The sequence below is a fragment of the Pandoraea commovens genome, from assembly GCF_024704525.1.
Lineage (GTDB): Bacteria > Pseudomonadota > Gammaproteobacteria > Burkholderiales > Burkholderiaceae > Pandoraea > Pandoraea commovens.
Map to the genome: position 1 here is coordinate 5,090,169 of NZ_CP102780.1, position 24,618 is coordinate 5,114,786.

Genomic DNA, 24,618 nt, shown 5'->3' on the forward strand with positions numbered 1-24,618 from the left:
CCCACGTGCCTACGGTCACCAGTGCGTCGCAGATCGGTCCGATTGCAGCCATGTCACACCTCCAGTCTTGTTTCGTTGTTTCGCGTTAGTCGCGGGAAATTTCAGAACAGCGCCATCACATCGTTGAGGAACTTGGCGACCGGGGCAGCCCGGCTAGCCCACGTGCCTACGGTCACCAGTACGTCGCAGATCGGTCCGATTGCAGCCATGTCACACCTCCGGTTTCGTTTCGTTTGTTTCGCGTTTGTCGCGGGTTGAGTGAAAGATAAACCTCGGGTCGGCACCTGAAAACTGAGATAAATCACAGTCGGCGTCCGGCGGGGCTTTCGGAGGGGTTTCAGGGGGCGTTCGGGCGCTTTGCTCGCCCGTCAATCCCCCGACCGGGCGGCCAGTGGGGGTCGCGGGGCGCGCGCAGTGTAAACTGCTGGGTTTTCGACCCCCCAGTGGAATGGTGCAAGTGTCCCGGCGTCCCGTTATCAGCGCCCCAACACTCATACGCTCGCTGGCCCGCCTGAGCTCGTTCGCGCCCCCGGAGGCCGCGCCGTCGCTCTCGGACCGTCTGAGCCAGTGGTTGGGCTGGACCGACGCCATCGCTTTGTCGTCGGCCCTTAAGGCCAACCCAGCCAACCCGTCGGCGGCAACGCCCGGCGCGCGTTCGGCTGCGCAGAACCCGGCAGGCGAACTGGCACGTGTGCGCGTCGACCTCGCCGCCGCCATCGCCCGCGATTGCGGACTGGCGGCCGCGCCAGGTGGGCAGATCCGCGCACTGAGCGCTGCCGAGCGTCAACGGGCGGCTTCGTTCGCGGAGTTTCCGGCGTATCGCCAGCGCTACGCGACGTCGCAACAGACGATGGACACGGCGATCAGCGCCCTGCGGACCCGCCTTCGCGCCCAATTGGCCACGATGTCGCCGGACGCCGCGCGTCTCGCCGGTGTCGACGCCGTTATGGAGCGCGTGATGGGCGCACGTGAGCGCACACTGCTCGCGAGCGTGCCGAACCTGCTCGAAGGGCACTTCGTGCGTCTGCGCGACACCGAGCAGGCCGCGATGGCGGCCCCGCGCGTGCCCGGCGCACCGCCGCTCGCGCCCGCAGGCACATGGCTAGACACCTTCCACCGGGATATGCAGAGCGTTTTGCTCGCAGAACTGGATATCCGCCTGGAACCGATCGAAGGGCTGATTGCCGCCCTCGCCTCGGTCACTCCCGGCGAAAACGTTAGTGAACCCGGACAACATGACCCGTTTGCCACGCTACCTCGTTGATCTCATTGCCTTTGTCGCAGGTCTTGCCGTCGTCGGCTGGATCGCCATCGGCTATGCCGGTACCAATACCCTCGCGCTCGCCGTCGCTCTGCTAATTGCAGCGGTTTATCTCTTTGGCGCGCTCGAACTCAAACGCTTTCATCAGTCGACGAACGCCCTCGCGAATGCCGTCTCCGGTCTAAACGCGCCGCCCGCGTCCCTGCCCGCGTGGCTCGAGACGTTGCCCGCCGGTCTTCGCACCGCTGTGCGTCTGCGCGTGGAAGGCGAACGCGTCGGCCTGCCCGGCCCGGCGCTCACGCCCTATCTCGTCGGCTTGCTCGTGCTGCTCGGCATGCTCGGCACCTTCCTCGGCATGGCCGCCACGCTGCGTGGCACCGGCATCGCGCTCGAAGGCGCGACCGATCTGCAAGCGATTCGCGCCTCGCTCGCCTCGCCGGTCAAGGGACTCGGCTTCGCGTTCGGGACGTCGGTCGCAGGCGTCGCTACGTCGGCCATGCTCGGCCTGCTCGCCGCACTCGCGCGCAAGGAACGCGCACAGGTCGTGCAGTCGCTCGACGCACGCATCGTTACGACACTGCGCTGCTTCTCGCAGCAGCATCAACGCGAAACCACGCTGCAACTGCTTCAGCAACAAGCGACGGTCATGCCCGCCCTCGTCGACCGTCTGCAAGACATGATGGCCGCGATGGAACGCCAGAGTCAGGCGCTCGGCGAGCGCCTCGTCGCCAATCAGGACGCCCTGCACGCCAAGACGGATGCGTCCTACGCGCAACTTACCAGCGCGATGCAGCAGTATCTGAAGGACAGCGTCGCCACCACGGCAAGCGCCGCCGGTGCAGCGATTCGTCCGGAAGTCGAAGCGACGATGGCGAGCCTCGCGCGCGAAACCGCCACATGGCATCAGACCGTGTCGAGCGCGGTGCAAGACCGTATGGACGGCCTGTCCGATCGCTTCGAAGCCACGACGGCGCGCGTCGCCAGCGTCTGGAAAGATTCGCTCGACGCTCAGTTGCGCACCAATGAATCGCTCGCCACCGATCTGCGCTCGGCACTCGGCGATTTCACGCAGACGTTCGAGACGCGCTCGTCGCGACTGGTCGACGATGTAGCCGCACGCCTTGAAACCGTCACGGCACAGGTCAGCAGCGCACAGACCGGCGTCGCGCAAACTTGGGAAACGTCGCTCGCAGCGCAACAGCGCAGCAACGACGCGCTCTCCGAAAACCTCGGCACGGCGCTCACGCACTTTGCACAGACCTTCGAGACGCGCTCGGCCAAACTGGTCGACGATGTCGCCGCTCGCCTGGAAGCCACGACGGGCCGCATCGACGCTGCCCACGCGAACGTCGCCCAGACATGGGAGACGTCGCTCGCCACGCAGCAACGCACCAGCGACGCGCTCTCCGAAAATCTCGGCACGGCGCTCACGCACTTTGCACAGACCTTCGAGACGCGCTCGGCCAAACTGGTCGACGATGTCTCCGCACGCCTCGACTCGACAACGGGGCAGGTCAACGCCGCACACGCGGGCATCGCGCAGACGTGGCAAACGTCGCTCGCCACGCAGCAGCAAACCAACGACACGCTCGCCAGAGAACTTGGTGCCACGCTCGCGCAATTCACCGAGTCGTTCGAGACGCGCTCCGCGAGCCTGCTCGGCGACGTCATCACGCGCCTCGACAGTGCAACGGGCAGTATCGCCACGGCGCAGACGACCGTCGCGCAAGCGTGGGAACAGGCCCTTGGCCAGCAACAGCAATCGCACGACACGCTCACGCAGTCGCTCGGCGCAGCACTGGAACGCTTCGCGCAAACGTTCGAAGCGCGCTCAAGCACCTTGCTGGCGGATGTCGCAGCCAAGCTCGACGCCGCGAGCGGCAACGTCAGCGATGCACACGAGCGCGTGGCATCGGCATGGGAGCAATCGATCGGGCTGCAAAAGCAGGCCAACGATGCACTGAACACCGAACTCGCCGCCGCCCTCACCCGCTTCACGGAAACCTTCGAGCAACGCGCCGCCCATCTGATCGACGGCGTAAGCCAGCGCACGGAAGGCGCAATGCACAGCGTGTCGGAGACGGCCGCCGTCGTGTCGGGCGAATGGAAGCAGGCCCTCGTCGCGCAACAATCGGCGAACGACACGCTCGCTACCGACCTCGCCGCCGCCCTCGCGCGCTTCGCCGAAACGTTCGAATCGCGGGCGTCGCAATTGCTGCAAAACGTCTCGACGCAACTCGACTCGACGTCCTCCAACGTCGCTCAAACCTGGCGCGACGCCATCGCCGAACACACGCGCACGAGCGAACGTCTGGCCGACGGCAATCAGCAACTCGTCGCGGCGACGACCAGCGCATTCACCGAACACAGTGCGTCGCTGCTGCAAGCGCTCAGCGCCGCCAACACCGCACATCACGACGCCACCGCCGAGCGCGAAACGCAGCGCCTGTCCGTCTGGACGGAAACGCTCGAAGGCACGTTGTCCACGCTGCGCTCGGAATGGCAGCAGGTCGGCGCACAAACGGCCAGCCAGCAACAGGCGATCTGCGACACGCTCGCGCGCACCGCGCTGGAGATGTCCGAACAGACGCGCGCCAACGCCAGCGACACCATCGCGGAAATCTCGCGTCTGGTGCAAACGGCTTCGGAAGCCCCGAAGGCGGCCGCCGAAATCATCGGCGAACTGCGTCAGAAGCTCTCGGACAGCATGGTCCGCGACAACGCCATGCTCGAAGAGCGCTCGCGACTGCTCGACACGCTGGGCACGCTGCTCGACACCGTCAAGCACGCGGGCAACGAACAACGTGCCGCCGTCGACGAACTCGTCACGACCTCCGCGCAACTGCTCGAACGCGCGAGTACGAACCTCGGCGACGCCATCGCCGCACAGACGGAGAAGCTCACGGAAGCGTCCGCACAGGTCACTGGCAGCGTGGTGGAAATCGCCAGCCTCGGCGACGCCTTCGGTGCCGCCGTCCAGTCGTTCGGCGAATCGAATACACAACTGCTGGAGCATCTGCAACGTATCGAAGCCGCGCTCGACAAGTCGATGGCGCGCAGCGACGAACAGCTCGGGTACTACGTCGCACAGGCGCGCGAAGTGGTCGAACTGAGCGTGATGTCGCAAAAGCAGATCCTCGAGAACCTTCAGGATCTCGCACAGGTGCGCTCGCAAGCTGCGCAAGCAGGTATGCAACCGGGTAGCGTGGCAGCATGAGAGACGAATTCGACGCGGATATCGCGGACGCGGGCGACGTAGGCGCCGCCGCGCCGACGTGGGCCGTCTTCGGCGATCTGATGTCGGTGATGCTCGGCGCGTTCGTGCTCATCATGCTCGGTGTGATCGGCGTGCAGATCGAACTCTCGGCGAAGCTGGAACGCGAAGTGAAGGAGCGTCAGGTCGAGACGCAGCGCCGCGAGACGCTTGAGAAAGCGCTCGCCGGACCGCTCGCTGGCGGCCGCGTAACGCTCGTGAACGGTCGCATCGGTATCAGCGGCAACGTGCTCTTCGCCCTGAACTCGGACCAGTTGCAGCCGCAGGGCCGCGAAGTGCTGCGCAGTCTGGCCGCGCCGCTGGCCGCCTATCTGCGCGCAAGCGACGAAATTCTCATGGTCAGCGGCTTCACCGACGACCAGCAAGTGCGCGAGACGAACCGCCGCTTTGCCGATAACTGGGAGTTGTCGGCACAACGGGCGCTGACCGTCACGCGCGAGCTGATCGCCGCCGGAGTGCCGCCGTCCTCCGTGTTCTCAGCCGCCTTCGGTGCCGAACAACCGGTGACGTCCAACGCCGACGAAACCGGGCGCGCAAAGAACCGCCGCGTGGAAATCGCGCCGATGCCCCGCAGCAGTGCCGGTAACGCTGGCAAGCCGAAAGCGTGACGGTGCGGCGATGAGCACGCAAACGCCCTCTCCAACGAACGACGTCATCGCAGACGATACGCTTGTCGTGTCGTCTGCCGATCCGGTCGATCCGGTCGATCCGGTCGATCCGATCACCGCACAACTCACCGCATGGCGCGACGCCGGTGCCGACAAGCGCGACCCGGCGCGCTTTCATCGCATCGAAGCGCTTTGCACGCGCATGCTCACCTATCAGGGAGACGTGCGGCGCGTGCTTGAAACGCGTCTGAAGGTGCTGATGGACGACTTCGCGAAGTCGCTTGCCGATGCAGAGACGTCTGCCGACGATCCCGCAGCATCGCGCGTGGCATCGCCGCTCGTCACGCTGACGGCAGACATCACGCGACGGATCGGCACTGGTGAACGGCCGACGCCGTCTGCATCGCCCGCGACATCGAGACCGACCCGTGGCGCTCAGCCGACGGCCCCATCGCCCGCAGCGAAGGCCCCCGACGCGCCCACGCAACCGGTCACGACATCGACCACACCCACGAAACGCACCGTCGCCCAAGCCGCACCGATTCCCGTCGCCATCACGCCGACGGTCATCGCAACGGACGACGCCTTCGAAGACCTCGACGTCCTCGAATACTTCCGCGAAACATGGTCGAAGCTGAGCACCGACGGCAATCTGCGCCAGTCGCTCGCGCAGGTGCCGGAAAACGCGGGACCGCTCAATTCCAGCCATCTCGTGCATCGGGCGCTCTCGCTCATGCACGACGTGTCGCCGGACTATCTGCGTCACTTCCTTCGCCACGCCGACGCCCTCTCCTGGCTCGAAGACATGGAAACGACGGGCGTCTTCGGCAACAAGAGCGCAGCGCGCGTGGCCGCGAGCGCCAAACCGTCACGCGCCAAGGCTCGCTGACGGCGGCGCACGCTCGCGACGTCAGGCAGCATCACGCCGGGACGCGAAGCGGGCGCCAACTTGCCAGTGAAGGGCGTTCCGGTGGATAATCGAGCCCGTTCCCGCTGCCAAGGCGCGGGAAAATCCTTTGAAAAATCATCGTGTTGGGCGCTGTACGCACCGCCCGCCGAAGTCTCCCTCGACAAGCCGTCGTTCCAGACGGCTTTTTGTTTCCATGACGAACCACGGACAACCGCCGGCCGACGACGCGCTCCCGGCCCACGACGACGCTGAACTCGACGCGTCGCAAACGACCTCTTCGGAAGACGACGACACGTACGTCGGCCCGGACGGCGTCGCGCACCCGCGCCGCATTCGCAGTTTCGTGCGCCGCGCGGGACGTAGCTCGGAAGCGCAGAAGCGCTCCTTCGAAGAACTCGGCCCGAAGTTCATGCTGCCGTATGCGCCCGAAGCGCTCGACTGGCCGAAGGCCTTCGATCGCGCCGACGCACCGCGCATTCTGGAAATCGGCTTCGGCATGGGCGACGGTACCGCGCACATCGCGAAGGTGCGTCCGGCAGACGATTTCCTCGGCGTGGAAGTGCACGAGCCGGGCGTGGGCGCACTGCTCAAGCTCATCGGCACGACGCCGCTCTCGAACGTGCGCATCATCCAGCACGACGCCGTGGAAGTCGTCCAGCACATGCTCCCGGAAGGCTCGCTCGACGGCGTGCACGTGTTCTTCCCCGATCCGTGGCACAAGAAGCGTCACCACAAGCGCCGTCTGCTGCAACCGCCGTTCGTCGCTTTGCTGGCCTCGCGTCTGAAGCCGGGCGGCTATCTGCACTGCGCGACGGACTGGCAGGAATATGCCGAGCAGATGCTTGAAGTGCTCGGCGGCGAAGCGTCGCTTGAGAACACAGCGGCCGATTACGCGCCGCGCCCGGATTACCGTCCCGTGACGAAGTTCGAGAACCGCGGCCTGCGCCTCGGTCACGGCGTGTGGGATCTCGTCTTCCGCAAGCGCAGCTGAGCGGCATCGACGTCATCGCGTCGGTACTGACGGACAGCAAAAAGGGCACCTTTCGGTGCCCTTTTTTCATATGGCGTTCAGCGACAAGCGATCAGTCAGCCCAAACCACGAGCCCGCTGTAAGCCGACACCAACACCACGATACCGAACACGATGCGGTACCAGGCGAACGCCGTGAAATCGTGCGACGCGATGTAGCGCAACAGCCAGCGCACGCAGATGAACGCGCTGATGAAGGCAAACACGAAGCCGATGCCGAACAGACCGAAGTCCGCGACTTCCAGCATGGAGCGCGACTTGTAGAGTTCGTAAATCGTCGCGCCGAACAGAATCGGGATCGCGAGGAAGAACGAAAACTCGGTCGCCACACGACGCTCCAGCCCGAGCATCATGCCGCCGATGATCGTCGCCCCCGAGCGCGAGGTGCCCGGCACCAGCGCGAGACATTGCGCGAAGCCGACTTTCAGTGCGTCCAGCGTCGACAGCTCGTCGATGGAATTCACGCGCGGCAGTTTGCCCGCCTCCACATTGCGACGATTGTGACGCTCGACCAGCAGAATGATCACGCCGCCGACGATGAACGCGGTGGCAACAACCAGCGGGTTGAACAGCACTGCCTTGATGTGCTTGCCGAACAGCAGCCCGAGCACGATAGCGGGCACACACGCGACAATCACATTCACCGCAAAGCGACGCGCCTTCGCATCGTTGCCCAGCCCGAACACGACCTGCGCAATCTTCGCGCGAAACTCCCAGCACACCGCCAGAATCGCACCGAACTGAATCACGATCTCGAAGATCTTGCCCTTCTCGTCGTTGAAGTCGAGCAGGCTACCGACCAGAATCAAGTGCCCGGTCGACGAGATCGGCAGAAATTCGGTCAGACCTTCAACTACACCGAGAATGACGGCTTTGAGCGCCAGCAACAAGTCCATGCAATGAGTTCCTGAGGAGTCGTGGATTAAGAAGTTTTTGTAGGTTCAGGCGAATGCGTTCGCGCGAAATCGGTGCAACGTCAGCGCGTGTCGAATTTGACGTTCACGCCGTGCGAGAGCACGGTGATCGCCCCCGGCTGACGCATCGCGCCGCCGATGTTGAGTTGCTCCGGCTTGAACGTATAGATCGGCGCGCCTTGCAACAACTGCGTCGCGATCAGCGCCCCCGCCGCGTTCAACTGACGCGACCAGCGATCGGGCAGACCATCGATAGTGAACGTCTCCACTTCGGGGTCGCGCAGCACGACCGACAGCGTGGCCGGATCGTACGCGAGTGCACTGTCGATGGCGAGTGTGCCGGTCAGCGGCGCGCCGCCCAGCGGATGCGTCACGGTGGCGTCGACGGATACGGCGAGACGGTTGCGCTCAGGCAGCAGCGTCAGACGCGGATGCGTGAGATTGACGTCGAGCACAGCCAGCACACGACGGTCGAACGGAAACTTGCGCTCGAGCGCACGCTGCAACTGGCTTTCGGAGAAGGTGTAGTCATTGCCGAACGGCAAGCCTGCGCATGCGGCGAGGCCCGCAGCCAGTGCAGCCGCACCGGTCATCGTCAGCCAACGACGGCGCGAGACAGTGAACGACGCGCTCGCATCGCACTGCTGAGGAATGGGACGATCTGGATGAGTGCTACCCGGCATTTCGCGTTCCGCTTCAGGGCGCATTAGGCCCGACACGCGCGACTATAGCACTCGGATAAGACAGGAATTGAGGTTTGCCCGACGCTGCCCGACGGCGATCCTCAGGCAATGCTCAGGCGGCCATCGGGGCAGTCATCGCCTCCAGCGCCGACAACCACGCGATGGCCTGCGTGCGGTCGCCGCCGCACATCTCCTCTGAGGGCTGCAACGATCCGCACACGGCCGGACGCTGCGGGCTACCGAAGATACGGCAACGGTCGGCATCGTCCAGCTGCACGCAACGCGTGTTCGCCGGTTTGCCGTCAGGCATCCCGGGAATCGGCGTCGAAATGGAAGGTGCAATGCAACAGGCAGCGCAATGAGGTCGGCAATTCATGGGGGCGGATTTTACCCGACCCGCCCTCTCTGCATGGATCACCGCATTTACCAGGGCAGCGTGCCCGAAAGATCGAAGAAGCCACCGGTCACCGGGCCGCGTTCGCCCAGCGCGAGCATGACCACGCTGCGCGTGCCTTCGGCCAGCCCCTGACGCCCGCGCTTGCCGCTCGCGTCGACCGTGAGATCACCCGGTGCGCCCGGGTCGACCGAGTTCACCGTGATCGACGTCTCGCGCAACGTGTGCGAGAGCTGCACCGTCAACATGTTCAGCGCAGCCTTCGACGCGTTGAACCCGATCTGCCGGAACGCCGCATGCTCCCACGCCGGATCGTTGTTCTGCGCGAGTGAGCCGAGGCCGCTCGACACATTGACGATGCGCGCACCGTCCGAGCGCGACAGCCACGGAAGCATCGCCTGTGTGACGCGCAAGGTGCCGAAGAAGTTGGTCTGGAAGACCCGCTCGACCGCCTCGATGGACGCCTTCTCCGGCGTGTCGTCGCGCGGATCGGTCACGCCCGCATTGTTGACCAGCACGTCGAGCCGTCCGTGATAGCGCCCGATCCGGTAGGCGGCGGCATGCAGCGTCTCCGAGCGAAGCAGGTCGATCACCAGCGTCTCTGCCTGAAAGCCCGCCTTGCGCAACGGGGCGACGATTTCGTCCCCCTTGGCTTCATCGCGCGCGCCGACCAGCACCGTCATGCCCGCTTCGGCCAGCTCACGCGCCACTTCCAATCCGATTCCCCGGGTCGCGCCAGTCACCAGCGCCACTCTTCCCAGATGGCGTTCGGCGTCCTCGCGTACCGTATTTTCGATAGCGTCCCGTTTCATCACTGCTCCCGTCGAATTCCCGTTGTTCTGCGCCCGGCCGCACGCAAATTTGTTAGCATCGAGTTTATGAAGAATCCTTCAGATTTTCTATTCGCATATGAAACCGGCCGGTCAACCACCCGCAACGCCCCGTAAATCGCCGCAGCAGGCGCGTTCGCGGGTCACCATCGACGCCATTTTCGAAGCCGCGCTTCAGGTTTTGCTGCTCGATGGCGGGCGTCAACTGACCACCACCCGGGTGGCCGAGCGCGCCGGGGTATCCGTCGGCACCCTCTATCAGTACTTCCAGAACAAGCAGGTGCTGCTCTACGCGGTGCTGGAGCGTCACATCGACCGTATCGTCGATTCGGTTGAGCAGACGTGTCAGGCGTCGCATGGCAAGCCGCTGGAAACGATGGCGCAGGAACTGGCGAAGGCGTACGTCGGCGCGAAGATGCGCGATATCGAAGAGGCGCAGGCGCTGTACCGGCTCTCGGAGGATCTGGACGGGCGGGAGGTGTTTGCGGGGGCGTCGGCGCGTATGCACGCGGCGGTCGTCGGCATGCTGAAGACCGCCCACAACGCGCGCTTCGAGGATCCTGAGACGGTGGCCTTCGTCTTCCTTAACTCCATGACAGGGCCGATCAAGGCGATTCTGGAGAACCGTGCGCCCGTGGGCGCCTGCTCGGAAACGCTCTCCCGCCAGATCGCCGACCAGATGGCCACGATGTGCGGGGCTTATTTGCAGTGCGTGGCGCAGTCCTGCACGGAGGTTCGGGTGGAATCGCCCGCGCTCTCGATCCCGCCGGACAAGGCCGCCTGAGCCTCGGGGCCATTCGGGCCGGTCACATTTGCCCGGCTTTCGTGCCGATTTGCGGCAAAAGTTCACACGTCATCATGGCTGCCGTCCGGAACTGGTAAAATGCCGGGTTGTGTTTGCCTACTACCCACGAGTAATCGAAATGAATTACGAACAGGCCCGCTTTAACATGATCGAGCAGCAAATTCGTCCCTGGGACGTGCTCGATCAGGACGTGCTCAAGCTGTTGGAAGTCGTCAAGCGCGAAGATTTCGTGCCGGCGGCACTGCGCGACATCGCGTTCACCGACGTCGAACTGCCGCTCTCGGGCGCTGCTATCCCGAACAAGAGCCAGCACATGATGTTCCCGCGCGTCGAAGCGCGCATTCTGCAAGCGCTCGCGCCGAAGAAGAACGAGAACGTGCTCGAAATCGGCACGGGTTCGGGCTACATGGCCGCCCTGCTGGCTTACAACGCGCATCACGTGACGACCGTCGAATTCGACGCGAACCTCGCGCAGTCGGCCCAGCAGACGCTGCGCGCCAACGGCGTGACCAACGTCGAAGTCGTCAACGCCGACGGTGCCCAGGGCTGGAGCGCCGCGGCACCCTACGACGTGATCTGCATCTCGGGTGCGCTGGCTGAACTGCCGCAAGCGTTCCAGAACCAACTGAAGGTCGGCGGCCGTCTGGCAGCTTTCGTGGGCGGCAGCCCGGTCATGGAAGCCGTGCTCATCACGCGCGTGTCCGAGACCGAATTCCGTCGCGAAAACCTGTTCGAGACGCAGGTGACCTATCTGGTCGCCCCGCAACCGTCGAGCTTCAAGTTCTAAAGCCCGGCTGCCGGGGACCGCGCCCTTCGATAGCGAACGGCGCGCCCCTGAAGCCGCGAGCGGACCGGTCTCCCGCTTTTATCGTTTGGGGACGATGAAGCGGCTAGACGAAGGCCGGACGCCATCGATTCGACACACGTAGAACATCATGCAAAACATTACACCGGCGCAATTGGCCCAGTGGCTCGCGGACGGGGACCGCAGCCAACCCACGCTCCTCGACGTGCGTGAGGACTGGGAAGTGCAGACCTGCCACATCGCCCAGAGCAAGAACGTGCCGCTCGGCGACGTGCCGTCGCGTCAGGGCGAGCTCGACGCCGATGCGCCCATCGTGTGCATTTGCCACCACGGCATGCGCAGCGCCCGCGCCGCCATGTTCCTGGAACAACAAGGTTTTACCCAGATGTTCAATCTGGACGGCGGAATCGATGCCTGGGCACGCCAGGTCGATCCGTCGATGCCGACTTACTGAGCCAGGGCCATGCGCCCCCCGAGGTTTGCCGCGCGGCTGCGCGCGGACAGGCGTGCGTCCGCCCGCCACACCCGTAACACCCGTAGCATCCTCAATGCCCGCTCTGCGAGCGTCGTCGCCACCGCGACGATGCTCGCTGCCCTCATTGGGCACTCGGCTCCCGCGAGCGCGACCGACCTGCTCCAGCTCTACAGCGAAGCCCAGGGCCGCGACGCGCTTATCGCCAGCGCACGCTCGTCGTACCTCGCGAACATCGAAGCGCTGCCGCAAGCGCGTGCCGCGCTTTTGCCGCAGGTCACAGCGCGCTACGGGGCCGTCAACACGCACTACGGCTCCGGCAACATCTCGAACACTTTCGGCAGCAGCGGCTACAGCCTCGCACTGACGCAGCCCATCTTCCATTGGGATAGCTGGCAGTCGTACCAGCAGGGCAAGCTGACGGTCGCGAGCGCCGAAGCCGCATTCGCGCAGGCGCAGCAGGATCTGATCCTGCGCGTGGCGACAGCCTACTTCGATGTGCTCGCCGCGCAGGACGATCTCGCCCTCGCAGGCACGCACAAGCAGGCCATCGCGGAACAGCTCGCGTCGGCCAAACGCAACTTCGAAGTCGGCAACGCCACCATCGTCGACTCGAACGAAGCGCAGGCCAGTTTCGATCAGGCCACCGCTCAGGAAATCGCCGCGCAGAACACGCTCGACGTGCGCCGTGCCGCGTTCGCGCGCATCGTCGGCCATCCGGTCGGCTCGCTCGCTACGCTGCGCGCCGGATCGACATTACCGTCTCCCGAGCCGAACAACGTCGCCGACTGGGTCACGCAGGCCGAGCAAGCCAACTACGGCGTGCAATTGCAATCGCTCACGCTGGAGATCGCGCGACGCGAAACGTCGAAGGCGAAGTCGGGCTATATGCCGTCCGTCGATCTGGTGGCGGCTGGTGCGCATTCGAACGTCGGCAACGCCAACAGCTTGCTGTCGTCCGCCATGTCCAGTCCGTCGAGTCAGGGCACAGGGCCGAGTTCGGCCGGGCAGATTGGCATTCAGATCAGCATCCCGATCTTCTCGGGTGGCTCGGTGCAGAGCAAGATGCGTCAGACGCTGGCGCTCGAAGACAAGGCGCAAAGCGATCTGGACGATGCCCGACGTCTGGCCGTGCTGAGCGCGCGCACGTCGTACCTCGGTGTGTCGAGCGGGCTGGCGCAGGTCAAGGCGCTCGAAGCGGCCGAGCAATCGGCGCAGTCGTCGGTCGCGTCGAACAAGCTCGGCTATCAGGTCGGCATTCGCATCAACGCCGACGTGCTCAACGCCGAAGACAAGCTCTTCACCACGCGACGCGATCTCGCCAAGGCGCGCTACAGCACGCTGCTCTCCAGCCTCCAGCTGAAGGCCAGCGCCGCCACGCTCGTCGATACGGACTTGCAGTTGCTCAACGCGTTGCTGACCGAGAATCCGGACGCCTCCGCCGCCATGGCCGGTGCCCGTGAAGCGGCCCCGGCAAACGCGGGCACGGGTCTTCCGGCGCGTGGCGTGCGTCCGGGCACGACTGCTCCGCTGCGTCGCTGACTTCGTCCGCATCAAAACAAAAAGCCTCGCATGACCGTTCTGGCATGCGAGGCTTTTTGCTTTCCGACGTCAGCGCTGCGACGTCTTATCGAATCACTCCTGCGGTGCGACGAATCCGGTATCGAGCCAGCGTCCCAACGCGGTGACGGTGCGCGCGGTTGCGCCCTGATGCTGCTTCGCGAACAGCAACGCTGCCGTGCGCATCGCCAGCCGCTTGTCGTCGTTGATCAGCAGGTCGGCCAGCGTCGACGCCAGCTCACCGGCATCGCTCACACGCCGGGCCGCGCCTGCTGCCAGCGCGTTTTCGCTGGCCTGCGTGAAGTTGAACATGTGCGGTCCGAACACTACGGGCGTACCCGCCGCACACGCCTCGATCAGATTCTGACCGCCCAGCGGCAGCAGACTGCCACCGATAAACGCGACGTCGACTGCCGAGAAGTAAGCGGCCATCTCGCCCATCGAATCGCCGAGTACGACGTCGACGTCGGCGGGCAGCGGCGTGTCGTCGTCCGGCCATGCACTGCGGCGCACGTAGTTGAGGCGGACCTTTTCGAGCATCGCCGCCACTTCGTCGAAACGCTGCGGATGACGCGGCACGAGCACCAGCAGCGAGCGACGTCCTTCGTCAGAGGCCGACGCGAGCATCGCACGCGCCTGAAGCACCTGCGCTTCTTCACCGTCGCGCGTACTCGCCGCCAGCCACACCTTACGGTCGCCGAAGCGCTCACGCCAGCGTGCGCCCAGCGCCAGCAGCGCAGGCGGTGGCGTCATGTCGAACTTGAGGTTGCCCATCACGTCGACGTCGCTGGCCCCAAGCATGCGCAGACGCTCTGCATCGGCATCGCTTTGCGCCAGCACACGACTGAATCCGCCGTAGACCGGTTTGGCCGCATCTCCGAAGCGCGCCGCTCGACGGAACGAGCGCGCCGACATGCGCGCATTGGTCAGCACCAGCGGCACGCCGTCTTCGCGGCACGTGAAGATCAGGTTCGGCCAGACTTCCGTCTCCATCACCATGCCGACGCTCGGCCGCCAGTGCTTCAGGAAGCGCCGGATCGGACCGACCATGTCGTACGGCAGATAGCACCGCACCACGCGATCGCCGAACAGGCTTTCGCCCGTGGCGCGCCCCGTCGGCGTCATGTGTGTGAGCAAGACGCCGTGCGACGGATAGCGCTCCAGCAACGCATCGATGAGCGGCTGCGCGGCGCGCGTCTCCCCGACGGAGACCGCATGCACCCAGATCAGCGGACGGCCGGTGTACGGCGGCGTGCTGTAGAAGCCGAAACGCTCGCCGATGTGACGGCGATAGCCCGGCTCGAAACGGCCGCGCCACCACAGGCGAACCACCGCCAGCGGTGCGACGATCCACCAGAGCGCGCGATAGACGAGACGCAGCAACATTCAGATCAGCGCGCGATGCGTAAGACGTTGCAATACCGCCAACGGCGAGCACTCGGGGTGCACCATCGCGTCGGCGGGCAGGAAGAAGGTCTGTTCCATCATGAACTGGCCGGACATCACGGCGTGCGACGTCTGATCGGAGAAGCAGATCCAGACGCTGCCCGGCGGGAACGGCATGGTCTGCTGGTCCGCGTCGTGCTGATACCCCATGTCGGCCTTCATGCCATCGTGCAGATGCAACATGATGTGGTCGTAGCCGCTGCGCGGGCGCTTGGTGATGCCCACGGCGTTTTGCAGCCAGGCTGAGCCCGGCCACTGCGTCGGCACCTTCGGCAGGAAGCGCTTCGCCACGTCCTCGAACGGCTCGCCCACGCGCCACACACGCGGCTGACCGGCCGGGTTGATGTTGGTGAACACGCGCAGAATGCGCTCGCCATAGTTCGGGCGCGACGGGAAAGCGTCGACGTGCAGACGGCTGTCGTCCTTGCGCCATGAGGTCTGACGCGTCTCCACCTGATGCAGTCGCAGGCTCGTCGGTGCGGCGCGCAGCTTGCCGCGATACTCCGGCATCAGGCCATCGATCAGGCTGCACGCCTGCGTGTAGTAGCGCTTGACCAGTGCGTGAACGGCACGCTGCGTAGCGTCGTCGGCGGCCACGCCCACGAGCACGCCGGTCTTCGGGTCGAGGCTGATGTTCTTGCGCTTCGGATCGGCGATCTTCGGATCGAGCAACGCTTGCTCGGCGGCGTCGATGGCGAAGGCCAGATGCGGGAAGTACAGCACCTTGCCGGCTTCGACGTCGGCGACCAGCGTCTCGCGCGCGACCGGCAACTGACCGCCCTGCCAGTCGCCCGAGGCGACGGTGACGATCTGGCCGCTCGCGCTCGATTCGCTGGCGTCGTGAGCTTGAGTGTTTTGATTCATGCGATTCAGTCCTCCTCAGACGCGGCAGTGCCGCCCGGCACAGCCGCAGGCGACGACGTCAACGACGAAGGCAGCGCAGGTGCCAGCGCACGCACGGCGTCGCGCACCTGCGCGAGCGTCGGCTTGTGTTCGGCGTCGCCGAGATTGACGATGCGCGGCGACCAGAACCCGCCGGTGCGCCACGCGGTGCTGAAATTGTATAGCTCGATGGTCGGACGGTTCAGCGCTGCGGCGATATGTACCAGCCCGGTGTCCACGCCCACGGTAATCGCCCCGCGATCGATCAGGCCGACGACCTGCGACAGATTCATTTTCGGCGGCACCCAGGCATCCTCGCCCAGCGCAGCGGCCAGACGCCGCGACACCTCACGCTCGGCAGCGCTGCCCCACGGCAGGACGATGAGGAATCCCTGCGATGCGAGATCGCGGCCCAGCGCGACCCAATCGTCTTCCGGCCAGGTCTTGTCGTCTCGCGAGGTCGCATGCACAAACACCGCATACGGACGGTCCGGGCACTGACTGTGATCGGCCCGCTCGGTGGCGATGCCGAAGTCGATCTCGCCCGGCACCTTGAAGCCCATCGCCTCGGCCACCAGCAGACGCGAACGCGTCACCACGTGCGTGTGCGGCTCGATGCGCACCATGTGCTGATACAGATAGCGCACCGGCCATTCGTAGCTGGCGCCTTCCGTGCGGTTGCCCAGCCCCCAGACCGCGCCGCGTGCGGTGCGCGAGATCCAGCCGGTCTTGACCAGACCCTGCGTGTCGATGACGTAGTCGTAAGGGGTTTCGCGCAAGGCACGGCGAAACGCACCGATCTCCTGCCAGGTGCGTGCCGCGAGCGGCTTCTTGCGCCAGCGGCGCAACGCAAACGGAATGACCCGGCGCACACCGCGCACGAGTTTGACGAGGTCGACGAATCCCTCTTCCACGACCCAGTCGATCTGGGCGTCGGGATACCGGTGCAGAATGTCCTGCACCACGGGCATGTTATGGACGACGTCGCCGAGCGACGAGACTTTGACGATCAGAACCTGCAACCGAACGCCCCGGCGGTTCGGCCGGGCCTCGTGAGCAAAACCGCGATTTTACCCCGTCCCGGCCCGCCAATCATGATTGACGCCCGCGTCCATCCACGAACTACGCGACGACCGCCTTACAAGGCCATTCCGAGCCATCGTCCAACGACGGCCCGGTGACGCTCAGTTGACCATTCAGGCGGCCATCCAACCTTAGAACGGCAGCTTGGCGTCGGGCTTGACGGCCAGAATCGCGCGGCGGAAGTCGTCCTGAATACGCTGGATGGCGGCGTCGCTGTCGGCTTCGAAACGCAGCACCACGACCGGCGTGGTGTTCGACGAACGCGCCAGACCGAAACCGTCCGGGTACTCGACGCGCACACCGTCGATCTTGACGATGTCCTGCGCGCCGTCGAACTTGGCGGTCTCGCGCAGCTTGTCGATCAGTGCGAAGTTCTCGCCCTCGGCCAGCGGAATTTGCAGCTCCGGCGTCGAGATCGAGTTCGGCAGCGCGTTGAGCACAGCGCTCGGATCGGCCGACTTCGAGAGGATTTCGAGCAGACGCGCACCGGTGTAAAGACCATCGTCGAAACCGTACCAGCGGTCCTTGAAGAACACATGGCCGCTCATCTCGCCGGCGAGCGGTGCGCCCGTTTCCTTCAGCTTGGCCTTGACCAGCGAGTGGCCCGTCTTCCACATCAGCGGCTCGCCGCCGTGCTTGCGCACCCAGCTCGCGAGATTGCGCGTGCACTTCACGTCGTAAATGATCTTCTCGCCCGGATTGCGGCTCAGCACTTCGGCGGCGAAGAGCATCAGTTGACGGTCAGGATAGATGATCTGGCCGTCCTTGGTCACCACGCCGAGACGGTCGCCGTCGCCGTCGAACGCCAGACCGATTTCGGCATCGGTCGTTTGCAGCGTGTGGATCAGGTCCTGAAGGTTTTCGGGATGCGCCGGGTCCGGGTGATGGTTCGGGAACGTGCCGTCGACGTCGCAGAACAGTTCGATGACATCGCAGCCGAGCGCCTGGAACAGCGCCGGGGCGTACGCGCCCGCCACACCGTTGCCGCAGTCCACGGCGATCTTCATCGGACGCGCGAGATGCACATCGTTGACGATGCGCGCACGATACGACTCGCCGATCTCGTCGGCAGTGTAAGTGCCCTGACCCGTTTCGAAGTCCTGCGCCTCGATCAGCTTGGCGAGGCCCTGAATCGCGTCGCCGTAGATCGCGCGTCCGCGCAGCACCATCTTGAAACCGTTGTAGTCGGGCGGGTTGTGGCTGCCCGTGACCATGATGCCGGAGTCGACAACGCGGCCGTGCAGCGTCACGTTCGTAGCGAAGTACACCATCGGGGTGACGACAACGCCGATGTCGACCACATCGACGCCAGCGGCGCGCAGGCCGTCGGACAGTGCGCCGACCAGTTCGGGGCCGGACAGGCGGCCGTCACGGCCGACGACGACCGCATTGCCACCTTCGCGACGCAGCGCCGTGCCGAAAGCGCGTCCGATCAGGTGCGCGACGTTGGCATCCAGCGTCTTGCCGACGATGCCGCGAATGTCGTAAGCCTTGAAAATCGCAGGCGAAACTTGCGTGGTTTGCGTCATGGGAAAGAGTCTCTCGGAAACGAGGGGGAGAAAGCTGAGCAGTTGGCGAAAATCGCCGTCAAGAGCCAAAAAAGAGCTATCGGGGCCGCCAGCATCACAAACGCAAATCCCGGCGGGAAGCCCGGCCGGGAGCGGCTGCATTACGCTAAAATTATACGGGACTTCGCCGCACTGCGGCATTTCCCCAAACCCTTGTCAGCCAGCACCTACTTTCGCCCTACCGACCGTAGCCGCGCCAGCCGACAAGCGCCGACAGTCCCAGTTTCGGTTCACCGCACCGGCCTCACAAGGCCGGTTTTGCTTATCTCGAGAACGAGTGAGACGCGCGAGCGCCCATGCCCTACCGAACCTATCGGACCATCTTTCGCAACATCCTCTGGATGCTCACCGAGCGCGGCGCACAGATCGCCGGCGGCATTGCCGTCTCCGGCCTGCTCGCCCGCAGTCTCGGCGCGGCCCAGTTCGGCCTGTTTCAGTACGCACAATCGCTTGTCTTTCTCGCCGCGTCGCTGACGCTGCTATGCGGCAGCGAGGTCGTGGTGCCCCGGCTGGTCGGCAAGCCGGAAGACGAACAGCGCACAGTTATCGCACATGCCTTCGTGCTGCGGCTGGCGGCGGCGGCCGTCGCCTATACGATCCTCACGATCTACGTCGTCGGCTTTGCGGAGTCCGATCTGGTCGTCGTGACGCTCTGGCTCGGTGTTGCGCTGTGGTTCCGTGAGCCGTCGGGCATCGTGATCGCCTGGCTGCAAGCCCGCACGTTCAACCGGCCCAGTGTGACGGCCAACCTCTGCGCGTTGTTCGTGAAGCTCGCGCTGGTCGCGGTGCTGTTCGTCACCCATGCGAACGTGGCGGCTTTCGCTGTCGTCTACGCCGTCGAGGCGGTTGTGGCAGCCGCGCTGCTCGTGCGCTACTACCTGCGGAATTCGCCGAAGACGGCGATCGTCTGGAGCCGTCGTCTGCTGATCGACTTGCTGGCAAGCGGTTCGACCTTCTGGGGCGGGCTGATGCTGATGATGCTGTTCAAGCGCATCGACCAGCTCGTGCTCAAGCCGATCATTCCACTCTCGGAACTGGGAGCTTACGCGGCCGCCATGCAGGTTACGGAGAACTTTGTGCTCGTCGCACCGATCATCGCGAACTCGCTCGCACCCCAATTGATTTTTCAGACGATGGACAACCTGACGGCGCGACGTAACACAGTCCGCGCCGTCTGGCTCATGGTCGCCGCCGGTGCGAGTCTGGCCATTCCGATCGCCGTGCTCGCGCCGTGGATCGTGCATCTGATTTACGGTGCGGGATTCGCGGAATCGGCGCAGATCCTGCGCGTCTCGGCGCTCATGGGGATTCTCGTGTTTGCAGACGCCGCTCTGAACCTCACGCTCGTGCGTCGCGGCGCTGGCCGCTGGGTGATCGCGAAATGGCTGTGCGCGGCCGTCGTGGCATTCGTCGTCGTGCGGGGTCTGGCACCGCAGCTCGGCGCGCTGGCCGGGGCACTGGGTTATGGCGCGGGTTACGCTGCGGCGCTGGTGCTCGGCGTGTGGCTGCTTCGGCGGGATTGAGACGATGACGACTTCCGGCTCAACTGTCATGAATCCATTGCCCCCCGCGCGCACGATCTGCCTGTTCACGGGCACGCTCGCCGCCTTCGCCGGTGCCGAGCGCGCGACCGCCACGCTGGCCAACGCGCTCGCCGCACGCGGGCATCGCGTCCACGTGCTGTCGCTGTGGGGTCACACGCCCGTCTTTCCGCTCGCACCCGGTGTCGCGCATCACGCGCTGTTCGCTGCACGCCTGGCGTTCAAACGCCACTACCTGTCCATCGTGCGGCAGGTGCGGCGATATGTTCGCGAGCATGGCATCGAGGCGATGATCGACGTCGATCCGATGCTCGCGCTCTTCACTGTGCCCGCGACGCTGGGCCTGCCGCTGCGGCGCATCGCCTGGGAGCACAGCACGTATGCGAGCGATCTCGGCCGTCGCGCACGCCGATGGGCGCGTGCGCTGGCCGCGCGTCGCTACGACGCGGTCGTCGTGCTCACGGATGCAGACCGCAGCGCCTGGCAGACGCATCATCCCGACGCGCGCGCGCAATTCGTCACGGTGGCCAATCCGCTCGGCATCCCGATGCCCGGCACGCCGCCCGTGCACGGCGACGAGCGGTGCATTCTTGCCGTCGGCCGTCTCATCCCCGATAAGGGTTTCGATCGCCTGATCGATGCGTGGACAAGCATCGCCGCCGACGCATCGGGTTGGCAGGTGCATATCGTCGGCGACGGCGAGTTGCGTGACGATCTGCTCGCTCACGCGCACAAGACCGGCGTTGGCGACACCGTCCGGTTGCTGCCCGCCGTGTCCGACATTGCGCAGCACTATGCGCGCGCGTCGATCTACTGCCTGCCGTCGCGACGTGAGAGTTTCGGGCTGGTGCTGCTCGAAGCCAAGGCGTATGCGTTGCCGGTCGTCGCCTTCGCGGCCGACGCCGGACCGCGCGCCCTGCTGCATGACGGCGTCGACAGCCTCGTCGTGGACGACGGCGATATTCCGGCATTGGCCGATGCACTGCGTCGACTAATCGGCGATGCCGCGCTGCGCCGTCAGTTCGGGTTGGCCGGTTACGCGCACGCGCAGGACTTCCGTGCGGACGCCATCGCCGAGCGCTGGGAAGTGCTCTGGGCGGACGATTTGCCCAACGGCGTCTCCGCCACGGAGGCCACGCGATGAAGATCGTGTTGTTCGTCACCGGGCTGCAACTCGGCGGCGCGGAAACGCAGGTGGCCGATCTCGCGCGGGGGTTTCTCGCGCGGGGCCATGACGTCACGCTCGTCTCGCTGACCGGCCCGTGCGCCATCGCGCTGCCGACGTCGCCGCAGTTCACGCTCGTCGAACTGAAGGCAGGCAAATCGCCGGGGTCGCTGATCGGGGCATTGGTCCGGTTTGCGGCGTATCTGAGGACTTGGCAGCCGGATGTCGTGCACGCCCATATGGTCCACGCCAACCTGGTGGCGCGTGTCGCGCGCTGGTTTGCGCCCGTGCCGGTGCTGGTGACGAGCGCCCACAGCCGCAACGAAGGCGGCCGCGCGCGCATGCTCGCGTATCGATTGACCGATCGATGGACGGATCTGACGACCAACGTGAGCGACGACGCTGTCGCCGCATTCGTCGCACAACGGGCCGCGCCCGCCGCGCGCATCGTCAGCATGCCCAATGGCATCGACACCGGGCGCTACCATCCGGACGCACAGGCACGCGCCGCGTGGCGCAACGCGTCCGACGTATTGCCGAATGCTGGCGCCCCCATCGTTTTTGCGGCCGGGCGGATGGTCGAAGCGAAGGACTATCCGACGCTGATCGACGCCTTCGCGTACGTCGCGAACGCCATGCCGGAAGCGCGACTGTTCATCGCGGGCGAAGGCCCGTTGCGCGCTTCTGTACAGGCGCACGTGGACGCCCGCGGCCTCGCACACGCCGTGACGTTGCTCGGCCGTCGCAACGACATCGCGCAATGGATGCAGGCTGCCGACGTGTATGTCATGTCGTCCGCGTGGGAGGGGTTGCCGCTCGTGGTCGGTGAAGCAATGGCGAGCGGTCTGCCCGTCGTGTCGACGGACTGCGGCGGGGTTCGCGAACTGTTGGGCGACGCGCAACACGGTGGCGCACACAACACGCTGGTGCCCGTCGGCGATGCGCAAGCCCTCGGCGACGCCCTGCTTCGCCAACTGCGTGCCAGCGCCGAAGCACGTCAGGCCCTCGGCGCGGCTAACCGCGAACGCATCGTCACGCATTTCTCGCTCGACGCCATCGTGACGCGATGGCTCGACACTTATTCGCACCTGCGCGCCACGCGGCGCGCGGGCTACTGATTTCGTCATGGCAACGTCAATGGCATCTCCGGTCCTGCTCTGCTCCAACACCTTCTGGTCGATCTACAACTTCCGGCGTGGCCCCATTGCCGCGTTGCTCGCCGCGGGCCACCCGGTGCACGTCGCCGCGCCCGACGACGAATTTGCCGCGCGGCTCGCCGAAATGGGTTGCGTCGTCCACTGTGTGCCGATGGCGGCCAAAGGCCAGAACCCGGTGCAGGACCTCGGGTTGATGTGGCGGCTCTATCGGCTGTACCGGAAGGTGCGGCCCGCCGTCGTCTTTCACTACACCATCAAGCCAAACATCTACGGTTCCATCGCCGCACATTTCGCCCGCATCCCTGCGGTGTCGATGACGACCGGTCTCGGCTATGTCTTCATTCGCGAATCGTTGACGACGCGACTCGCGCGTCAGCTCTACCGCGTGGCGTTCCGTCACACGCTCGAGAACTGGTTTCTCAACGTCGAAGACCATCGTGCCTTCGTGGACGGCGGACTCGTGGCGCTCGCCAAGACGCGTCTGCTGCCGGGTGAGGGCGTCGACCTCGCGCACTTCGCCAAGGCCCCGTGGCCAGCATCTGACACTTCGCCCGATCAGGCCCCTTCGCCGATGCGGTTCCTGCTCATCGCGCGACTGCTGCGCGACAAAGGCGTGCTGGAGTACGTGGAAGCCGCGAGAACGTTGCGTGCGCAAATGCCACACGTCACATTCCAGATACTGGGTGCGGCAGACGTCGAGAACCCCACGGCCATCTCACGCAGCGAAGTCGAGGCCTGGCAACGCGAAGGCATCGTCGAGTACCTCGGCACGACCAGCGACGTGCGACCGCTCATTGCCAACGCCCATTGTGTGGTGCTGCCGTCGTACCGCGAAGGCCTCTCGCGCACGTTGCTCGAAGCCAGTGCGATGGGCAGGCCGCTCATCGCAAGCGACGTGCCGGGCTGCCGCGATGTGATCGACAACGGCGTCACCGGGCATCTCGTGCCTGCGCGCGACGCCGCCGCGTTGACCGCCTGTCTGCGCGCGGTGGCCGGGACATCCTCGGCCGCGCTTGCGCAAATGGGCGACGCCGGGCGTGCTAAAGTAGCGCGCGAATTCGACGAACATGTCGTCATTGCAGAGTATTTTCGGATTCTCGGATCCCTTCCCGCATCATGCTGAGTCTTGCCATCGCCCTCGTCGTGTCGTTTGTCGCGACGCTGCTGATCGTCCGCTACGCGCACGTTCACGCCCGCTTCTCTGGTGATAGCGATGTCGCCGGCGTGCAGAAGTTTCACGTGCGCCCGGTGCCGCGCATCGGTGGTGTCGGCATCCTCGCCGGTCTGATCGTCGCGGCCACGGCACTCGGCTTTTCGTACCCCAAGGTGTCGCGCGACATTCTGCTGCTCGTCGCCTGTGGCCTGCCTGCGTTCCTGTCCGGCTTCATCGAAGATCTGACCAAGAAGGTCTCACCGACGGTGCGTCTCGTCTGCACGATGTTCGCCGCTCTGCTCGCGTGGCTCGTGCTCGACATTCACATCACCCGCCTCGACATCGGCGTGGTCGACCGCACCCTGATCGTGGCCGCCGTGTCGGTGCCACTCACGGTGCTGTGCGTGGCGGGCATGGCCAATGCCGTGAACATCATCGACGGCTTCAACGGACTCGCCGCCATGGTCGCGATGATCATGTTCGCGTCGCTCGGCTATGTCGGGTTCCAGGTGCAGGACCCCATCGTGCTCACCACGTCGATGATCATGGTGGGCGCCATCCTCGGTTTCTTCATCTTCAACTTCCCCGGTGGACTGATTTTTCTGGGAGATGGCGGCGCCTATTTCCTTGGCTTCATGCTGGCCGAGATCGCCGTGCTGCTGGTCATGCGCAACCCGCAGGTCTCGCCGTGGTATCCCGCGCTGATGGTGATCTACCCGGCGTTCGAGGTGTGCTTCTCGATCTATCGCAAGCGCTTCGTTCGCGGCATGTCGCCCGGCATCCCCGACGGCGTCCATCTGCATATGCTGGTCTATAAACGCATGATGCGCTGGGCGGCCGGGGCACGCACTGCGAGTGCGCTCACGCAGCGCAATTCCTTGACCTCTCCTTACCTTTGGCTGCTATGCTTGCTGGCAGTGATCCCGGCGACGGTCTTCTGGCGGCATAGCGTGGTGCTCGCACTGTGCTGCGTCGCCTTCATGGTGACGTATGTGTGGCTGTACCTGAGCATCGTCCGCTTCAAAGTGCCGCGCTGGCTGATCTACAAGAAATGAATGACCACGGGGGGCGACGCACC

22 protein-coding genes are annotated in these 24,618 nt (G+C 65.1%); 14 read left to right on the forward strand and 8 right to left on the reverse strand.

Annotated elements, in window-relative coordinates:
- Window positions 1–448: 448 nt before the first annotated feature.
- From NTU39_RS22910 to trmB, 5 genes are all read left to right on the forward strand, one after another.
- A complete protein-coding gene (locus tag NTU39_RS22910) occupies window positions 449–1,264 on the forward strand; it encodes a DUF3348 domain-containing protein (RefSeq protein WP_257958646.1) in 816 nt (271 codons plus the stop codon).
- A complete protein-coding gene (locus NTU39_RS22915; RefSeq protein WP_444511836.1) occupies window positions 1,245–4,478 on the forward strand; it encodes a DUF802 domain-containing protein in 3,234 nt (1,077 codons plus the stop codon). The genes NTU39_RS22910 and NTU39_RS22915 overlap by 20 nt, the downstream gene beginning before the upstream one ends.
- Entirely contained in the window at window positions 4,475–5,143 is a 669-nt protein-coding gene (locus NTU39_RS22920) for an OmpA family protein (protein WP_150666851.1), read from the forward strand. The genes NTU39_RS22915 and NTU39_RS22920 overlap by 4 nt, the downstream gene beginning before the upstream one ends.
- Window positions 5,144–5,153: 10 nt before the next feature.
- Entirely contained in the window at window positions 5,154–6,032 is an 879-nt protein-coding gene (locus NTU39_RS22925; RefSeq protein ID WP_150666852.1) for a DUF2894 domain-containing protein, read from the forward strand.
- 214 nt (window positions 6,033–6,246) lie between these two features.
- Window positions 6,247–7,044, forward strand: a complete 798-nt coding sequence (gene trmB / locus NTU39_RS22930; RefSeq protein WP_257958651.1) for a tRNA (guanosine(46)-N7)-methyltransferase TrmB — start codon at window positions 6,247–6,249, stop codon at window positions 7,042–7,044.
- A 91-nt stretch (window positions 7,045–7,135) separates the two neighbouring features.
- On the opposite strand, the gene NTU39_RS22935 is transcribed toward trmB, so the two are convergent.
- From NTU39_RS22935 to NTU39_RS22950, 4 genes are all read right to left on the reverse strand, one after another.
- Entirely contained in the window at window positions 7,136–7,978 is an 843-nt protein-coding gene (locus NTU39_RS22935) for an undecaprenyl-diphosphate phosphatase (RefSeq protein ID WP_150666854.1), read from the reverse strand.
- Between the two features lie 80 nt (window positions 7,979–8,058).
- On the reverse strand, window positions 8,059–8,679 hold the full coding sequence (locus NTU39_RS22940) for a DUF1439 domain-containing protein (RefSeq protein WP_150666855.1): 621 nt from the start codon (window positions 8,677–8,679) through the stop codon (window positions 8,059–8,061).
- 112 nt (window positions 8,680–8,791) lie between these two features.
- Window positions 8,792–9,055: a YkgJ family cysteine cluster protein gene (locus NTU39_RS22945; RefSeq protein ID WP_150666856.1), complete on the reverse strand. Its 264-nt coding sequence runs from the start codon at window positions 9,053–9,055 to the stop codon at window positions 8,792–8,794.
- Window positions 9,056–9,102: 47 nt separating this feature from the next.
- Window positions 9,103–9,885, reverse strand: a complete 783-nt coding sequence (locus tag NTU39_RS22950) for an SDR family NAD(P)-dependent oxidoreductase (RefSeq protein ID WP_150666857.1) — start codon at window positions 9,883–9,885, stop codon at window positions 9,103–9,105.
- Between the two features lie 97 nt (window positions 9,886–9,982).
- Between NTU39_RS22950 and NTU39_RS22955 the strand changes: the two genes are divergently transcribed.
- From NTU39_RS22955 to NTU39_RS22970, 4 genes are all read left to right on the forward strand, one after another.
- Window positions 9,983–10,687, forward strand: a complete 705-nt coding sequence (locus NTU39_RS22955; protein WP_150666858.1) for a TetR/AcrR family transcriptional regulator — start codon at window positions 9,983–9,985, stop codon at window positions 10,685–10,687.
- Window positions 10,688–10,826: 139 nt separating this feature from the next.
- Window positions 10,827–11,495, forward strand: coding sequence for a protein-L-isoaspartate O-methyltransferase family protein (locus NTU39_RS22960; RefSeq protein ID WP_150666859.1), 669 nt, complete (start codon window positions 10,827–10,829; stop codon window positions 11,493–11,495).
- 148 nt (window positions 11,496–11,643) lie between these two features.
- The gene (locus NTU39_RS22965) at window positions 11,644–11,967 is read left to right on the forward strand and encodes a rhodanese-like domain-containing protein (protein WP_150666860.1); all 324 of its coding nucleotides are present in this window, start codon (window positions 11,644–11,646) and stop codon (window positions 11,965–11,967) included.
- A gap of 129 nt (window positions 11,968–12,096) precedes the next feature.
- A complete protein-coding gene (locus NTU39_RS22970; RefSeq protein ID WP_150576426.1) occupies window positions 12,097–13,527 on the forward strand; it encodes a TolC family outer membrane protein in 1,431 nt (476 codons plus the stop codon).
- 93 nt (window positions 13,528–13,620) lie between these two features.
- On the opposite strand, the gene waaA is transcribed toward NTU39_RS22970, so the two are convergent.
- The 4 genes from waaA to NTU39_RS22990 all read right to left on the reverse strand — a co-directional run bounded on the left by waaA (window position 13,621) and on the right by NTU39_RS22990 (window position 18,485).
- Window positions 13,621–14,928 (reverse strand): lipid IV(A) 3-deoxy-D-manno-octulosonic acid transferase, encoded by a 1,308-nt coding sequence (waaA, locus tag NTU39_RS22975; RefSeq protein ID WP_150666869.1) that lies wholly within the window; start codon window positions 14,926–14,928, stop codon window positions 13,621–13,623.
- 3 nt (window positions 14,929–14,931) lie between these two features.
- Complete coding sequence (gene kdoO, locus NTU39_RS22980; protein WP_150666861.1) at window positions 14,932–15,855, reverse strand: Kdo hydroxylase KdoO; 924 nt, start codon at window positions 15,853–15,855, stop codon at window positions 14,932–14,934.
- A gap of 5 nt (window positions 15,856–15,860) precedes the next feature.
- Complete coding sequence (gene waaC / locus NTU39_RS22985) at window positions 15,861–16,844, reverse strand: lipopolysaccharide heptosyltransferase I (RefSeq protein ID WP_246184785.1); 984 nt, start codon at window positions 16,842–16,844, stop codon at window positions 15,861–15,863.
- A 243-nt stretch (window positions 16,845–17,087) separates the two neighbouring features.
- Window positions 17,088–18,485 (reverse strand): phosphomannomutase/phosphoglucomutase, encoded by a 1,398-nt coding sequence (locus NTU39_RS22990; protein WP_150662115.1) that lies wholly within the window; start codon window positions 18,483–18,485, stop codon window positions 17,088–17,090.
- A gap of 335 nt (window positions 18,486–18,820) precedes the next feature.
- On the opposite strand from NTU39_RS22990, the gene NTU39_RS22995 reads away from it, so the two are divergent.
- The 5 genes from NTU39_RS22995 to NTU39_RS23015 are packed head-to-tail and all read left to right on the forward strand — an operon-like array spanning window position 18,821 to window position 24,595.
- Window positions 18,821–20,047, forward strand: coding sequence for an oligosaccharide flippase family protein (locus NTU39_RS22995; RefSeq protein ID WP_150666862.1), 1,227 nt, complete (start codon window positions 18,821–18,823; stop codon window positions 20,045–20,047).
- 28 nt (window positions 20,048–20,075) lie between these two features.
- Window positions 20,076–21,209: a glycosyltransferase family 4 protein gene (locus tag NTU39_RS23000; RefSeq protein ID WP_257958654.1), complete on the forward strand. Its 1,134-nt coding sequence runs from the start codon at window positions 20,076–20,078 to the stop codon at window positions 21,207–21,209.
- Entirely contained in the window at window positions 21,206–22,348 is a 1,143-nt protein-coding gene (locus tag NTU39_RS23005; RefSeq protein WP_257958655.1) for a glycosyltransferase, read from the forward strand. The genes NTU39_RS23000 and NTU39_RS23005 overlap by 4 nt, the downstream gene beginning before the upstream one ends.
- Window positions 22,349–22,355: 7 nt before the next feature.
- On the forward strand, window positions 22,356–23,510 hold the full coding sequence (locus NTU39_RS23010) for a glycosyltransferase family 4 protein (RefSeq protein ID WP_174985227.1): 1,155 nt from the start codon (window positions 22,356–22,358) through the stop codon (window positions 23,508–23,510).
- Entirely contained in the window at window positions 23,504–24,595 is a 1,092-nt protein-coding gene (locus tag NTU39_RS23015) for an MraY family glycosyltransferase (RefSeq protein WP_150666866.1), read from the forward strand. The genes NTU39_RS23010 and NTU39_RS23015 overlap by 7 nt, the downstream gene beginning before the upstream one ends.
- Window positions 24,596–24,618: the final 23 nt, after the last annotated feature.

Excerpts from the sequence above, each read along its gene's own strand:
- NTU39_RS22910 (WP_257958646.1), top strand. The coding sequence starts at position 449 with ATGGTGCAAGTGTCCCGGCGTCCCGTTATCAGCGCCCCAACACTCATA.
- NTU39_RS22920 (WP_150666851.1), top strand. The coding sequence starts at position 4,475 with ATGAGAGACGAATTCGACGCGGATATCGCGGACGCGGGCGACGTAGGC.
- NTU39_RS22925 (WP_150666852.1), top strand. The coding sequence starts at position 5,154 with ATGAGCACGCAAACGCCCTCTCCAACGAACGACGTCATCGCAGACGAT.
- trmB (WP_257958651.1), top strand. The coding sequence starts at position 6,247 with ATGACGAACCACGGACAACCGCCGGCCGACGACGCGCTCCCGGCCCAC.
- NTU39_RS22935 (WP_150666854.1), bottom strand. The coding sequence starts at position 7,978 with ATGGACTTGTTGCTGGCGCTCAAAGCCGTCATTCTCGGTGTAGTTGAA.
- NTU39_RS22940 (WP_150666855.1), bottom strand. The coding sequence starts at position 8,679 with ATGCCGGGTAGCACTCATCCAGATCGTCCCATTCCTCAGCAGTGCGAT.
- NTU39_RS22945 (WP_150666856.1), bottom strand. The coding sequence starts at position 9,055 with ATGAATTGCCGACCTCATTGCGCTGCCTGTTGCATTGCACCTTCCATT.
- NTU39_RS22950 (WP_150666857.1), bottom strand. The coding sequence starts at position 9,885 with ATGAAACGGGACGCTATCGAAAATACGGTACGCGAGGACGCCGAACGC.
- NTU39_RS22955 (WP_150666858.1), top strand. The coding sequence starts at position 9,983 with ATGAAACCGGCCGGTCAACCACCCGCAACGCCCCGTAAATCGCCGCAG.
- NTU39_RS22960 (WP_150666859.1), top strand. The coding sequence starts at position 10,827 with ATGAATTACGAACAGGCCCGCTTTAACATGATCGAGCAGCAAATTCGT.
- NTU39_RS22965 (WP_150666860.1), top strand. The coding sequence starts at position 11,644 with ATGCAAAACATTACACCGGCGCAATTGGCCCAGTGGCTCGCGGACGGG.
- NTU39_RS22970 (WP_150576426.1), top strand. The coding sequence starts at position 12,097 with ATGCTCGCTGCCCTCATTGGGCACTCGGCTCCCGCGAGCGCGACCGAC.
- kdoO (WP_150666861.1), bottom strand. The coding sequence starts at position 15,855 with ATGAATCAAAACACTCAAGCTCACGACGCCAGCGAATCGAGCGCGAGC.
- waaC (WP_246184785.1), bottom strand. The coding sequence starts at position 16,844 with ATGCCCGTGGTGCAGGACATTCTGCACCGGTATCCCGACGCCCAGATC.
- NTU39_RS22990 (WP_150662115.1), bottom strand. The coding sequence starts at position 18,485 with ATGACGCAAACCACGCAAGTTTCGCCTGCGATTTTCAAGGCTTACGAC.
- NTU39_RS22995 (WP_150666862.1), top strand. The coding sequence starts at position 18,821 with ATGCCCTACCGAACCTATCGGACCATCTTTCGCAACATCCTCTGGATG.
- NTU39_RS23000 (WP_257958654.1), top strand. The coding sequence starts at position 20,076 with ATGAATCCATTGCCCCCCGCGCGCACGATCTGCCTGTTCACGGGCACG.
- NTU39_RS23005 (WP_257958655.1), top strand. The coding sequence starts at position 21,206 with ATGAAGATCGTGTTGTTCGTCACCGGGCTGCAACTCGGCGGCGCGGAA.
- NTU39_RS23010 (WP_174985227.1), top strand. The coding sequence starts at position 22,356 with ATGGCAACGTCAATGGCATCTCCGGTCCTGCTCTGCTCCAACACCTTC.
- NTU39_RS23015 (WP_150666866.1), top strand. The coding sequence starts at position 23,504 with ATGCTGAGTCTTGCCATCGCCCTCGTCGTGTCGTTTGTCGCGACGCTG.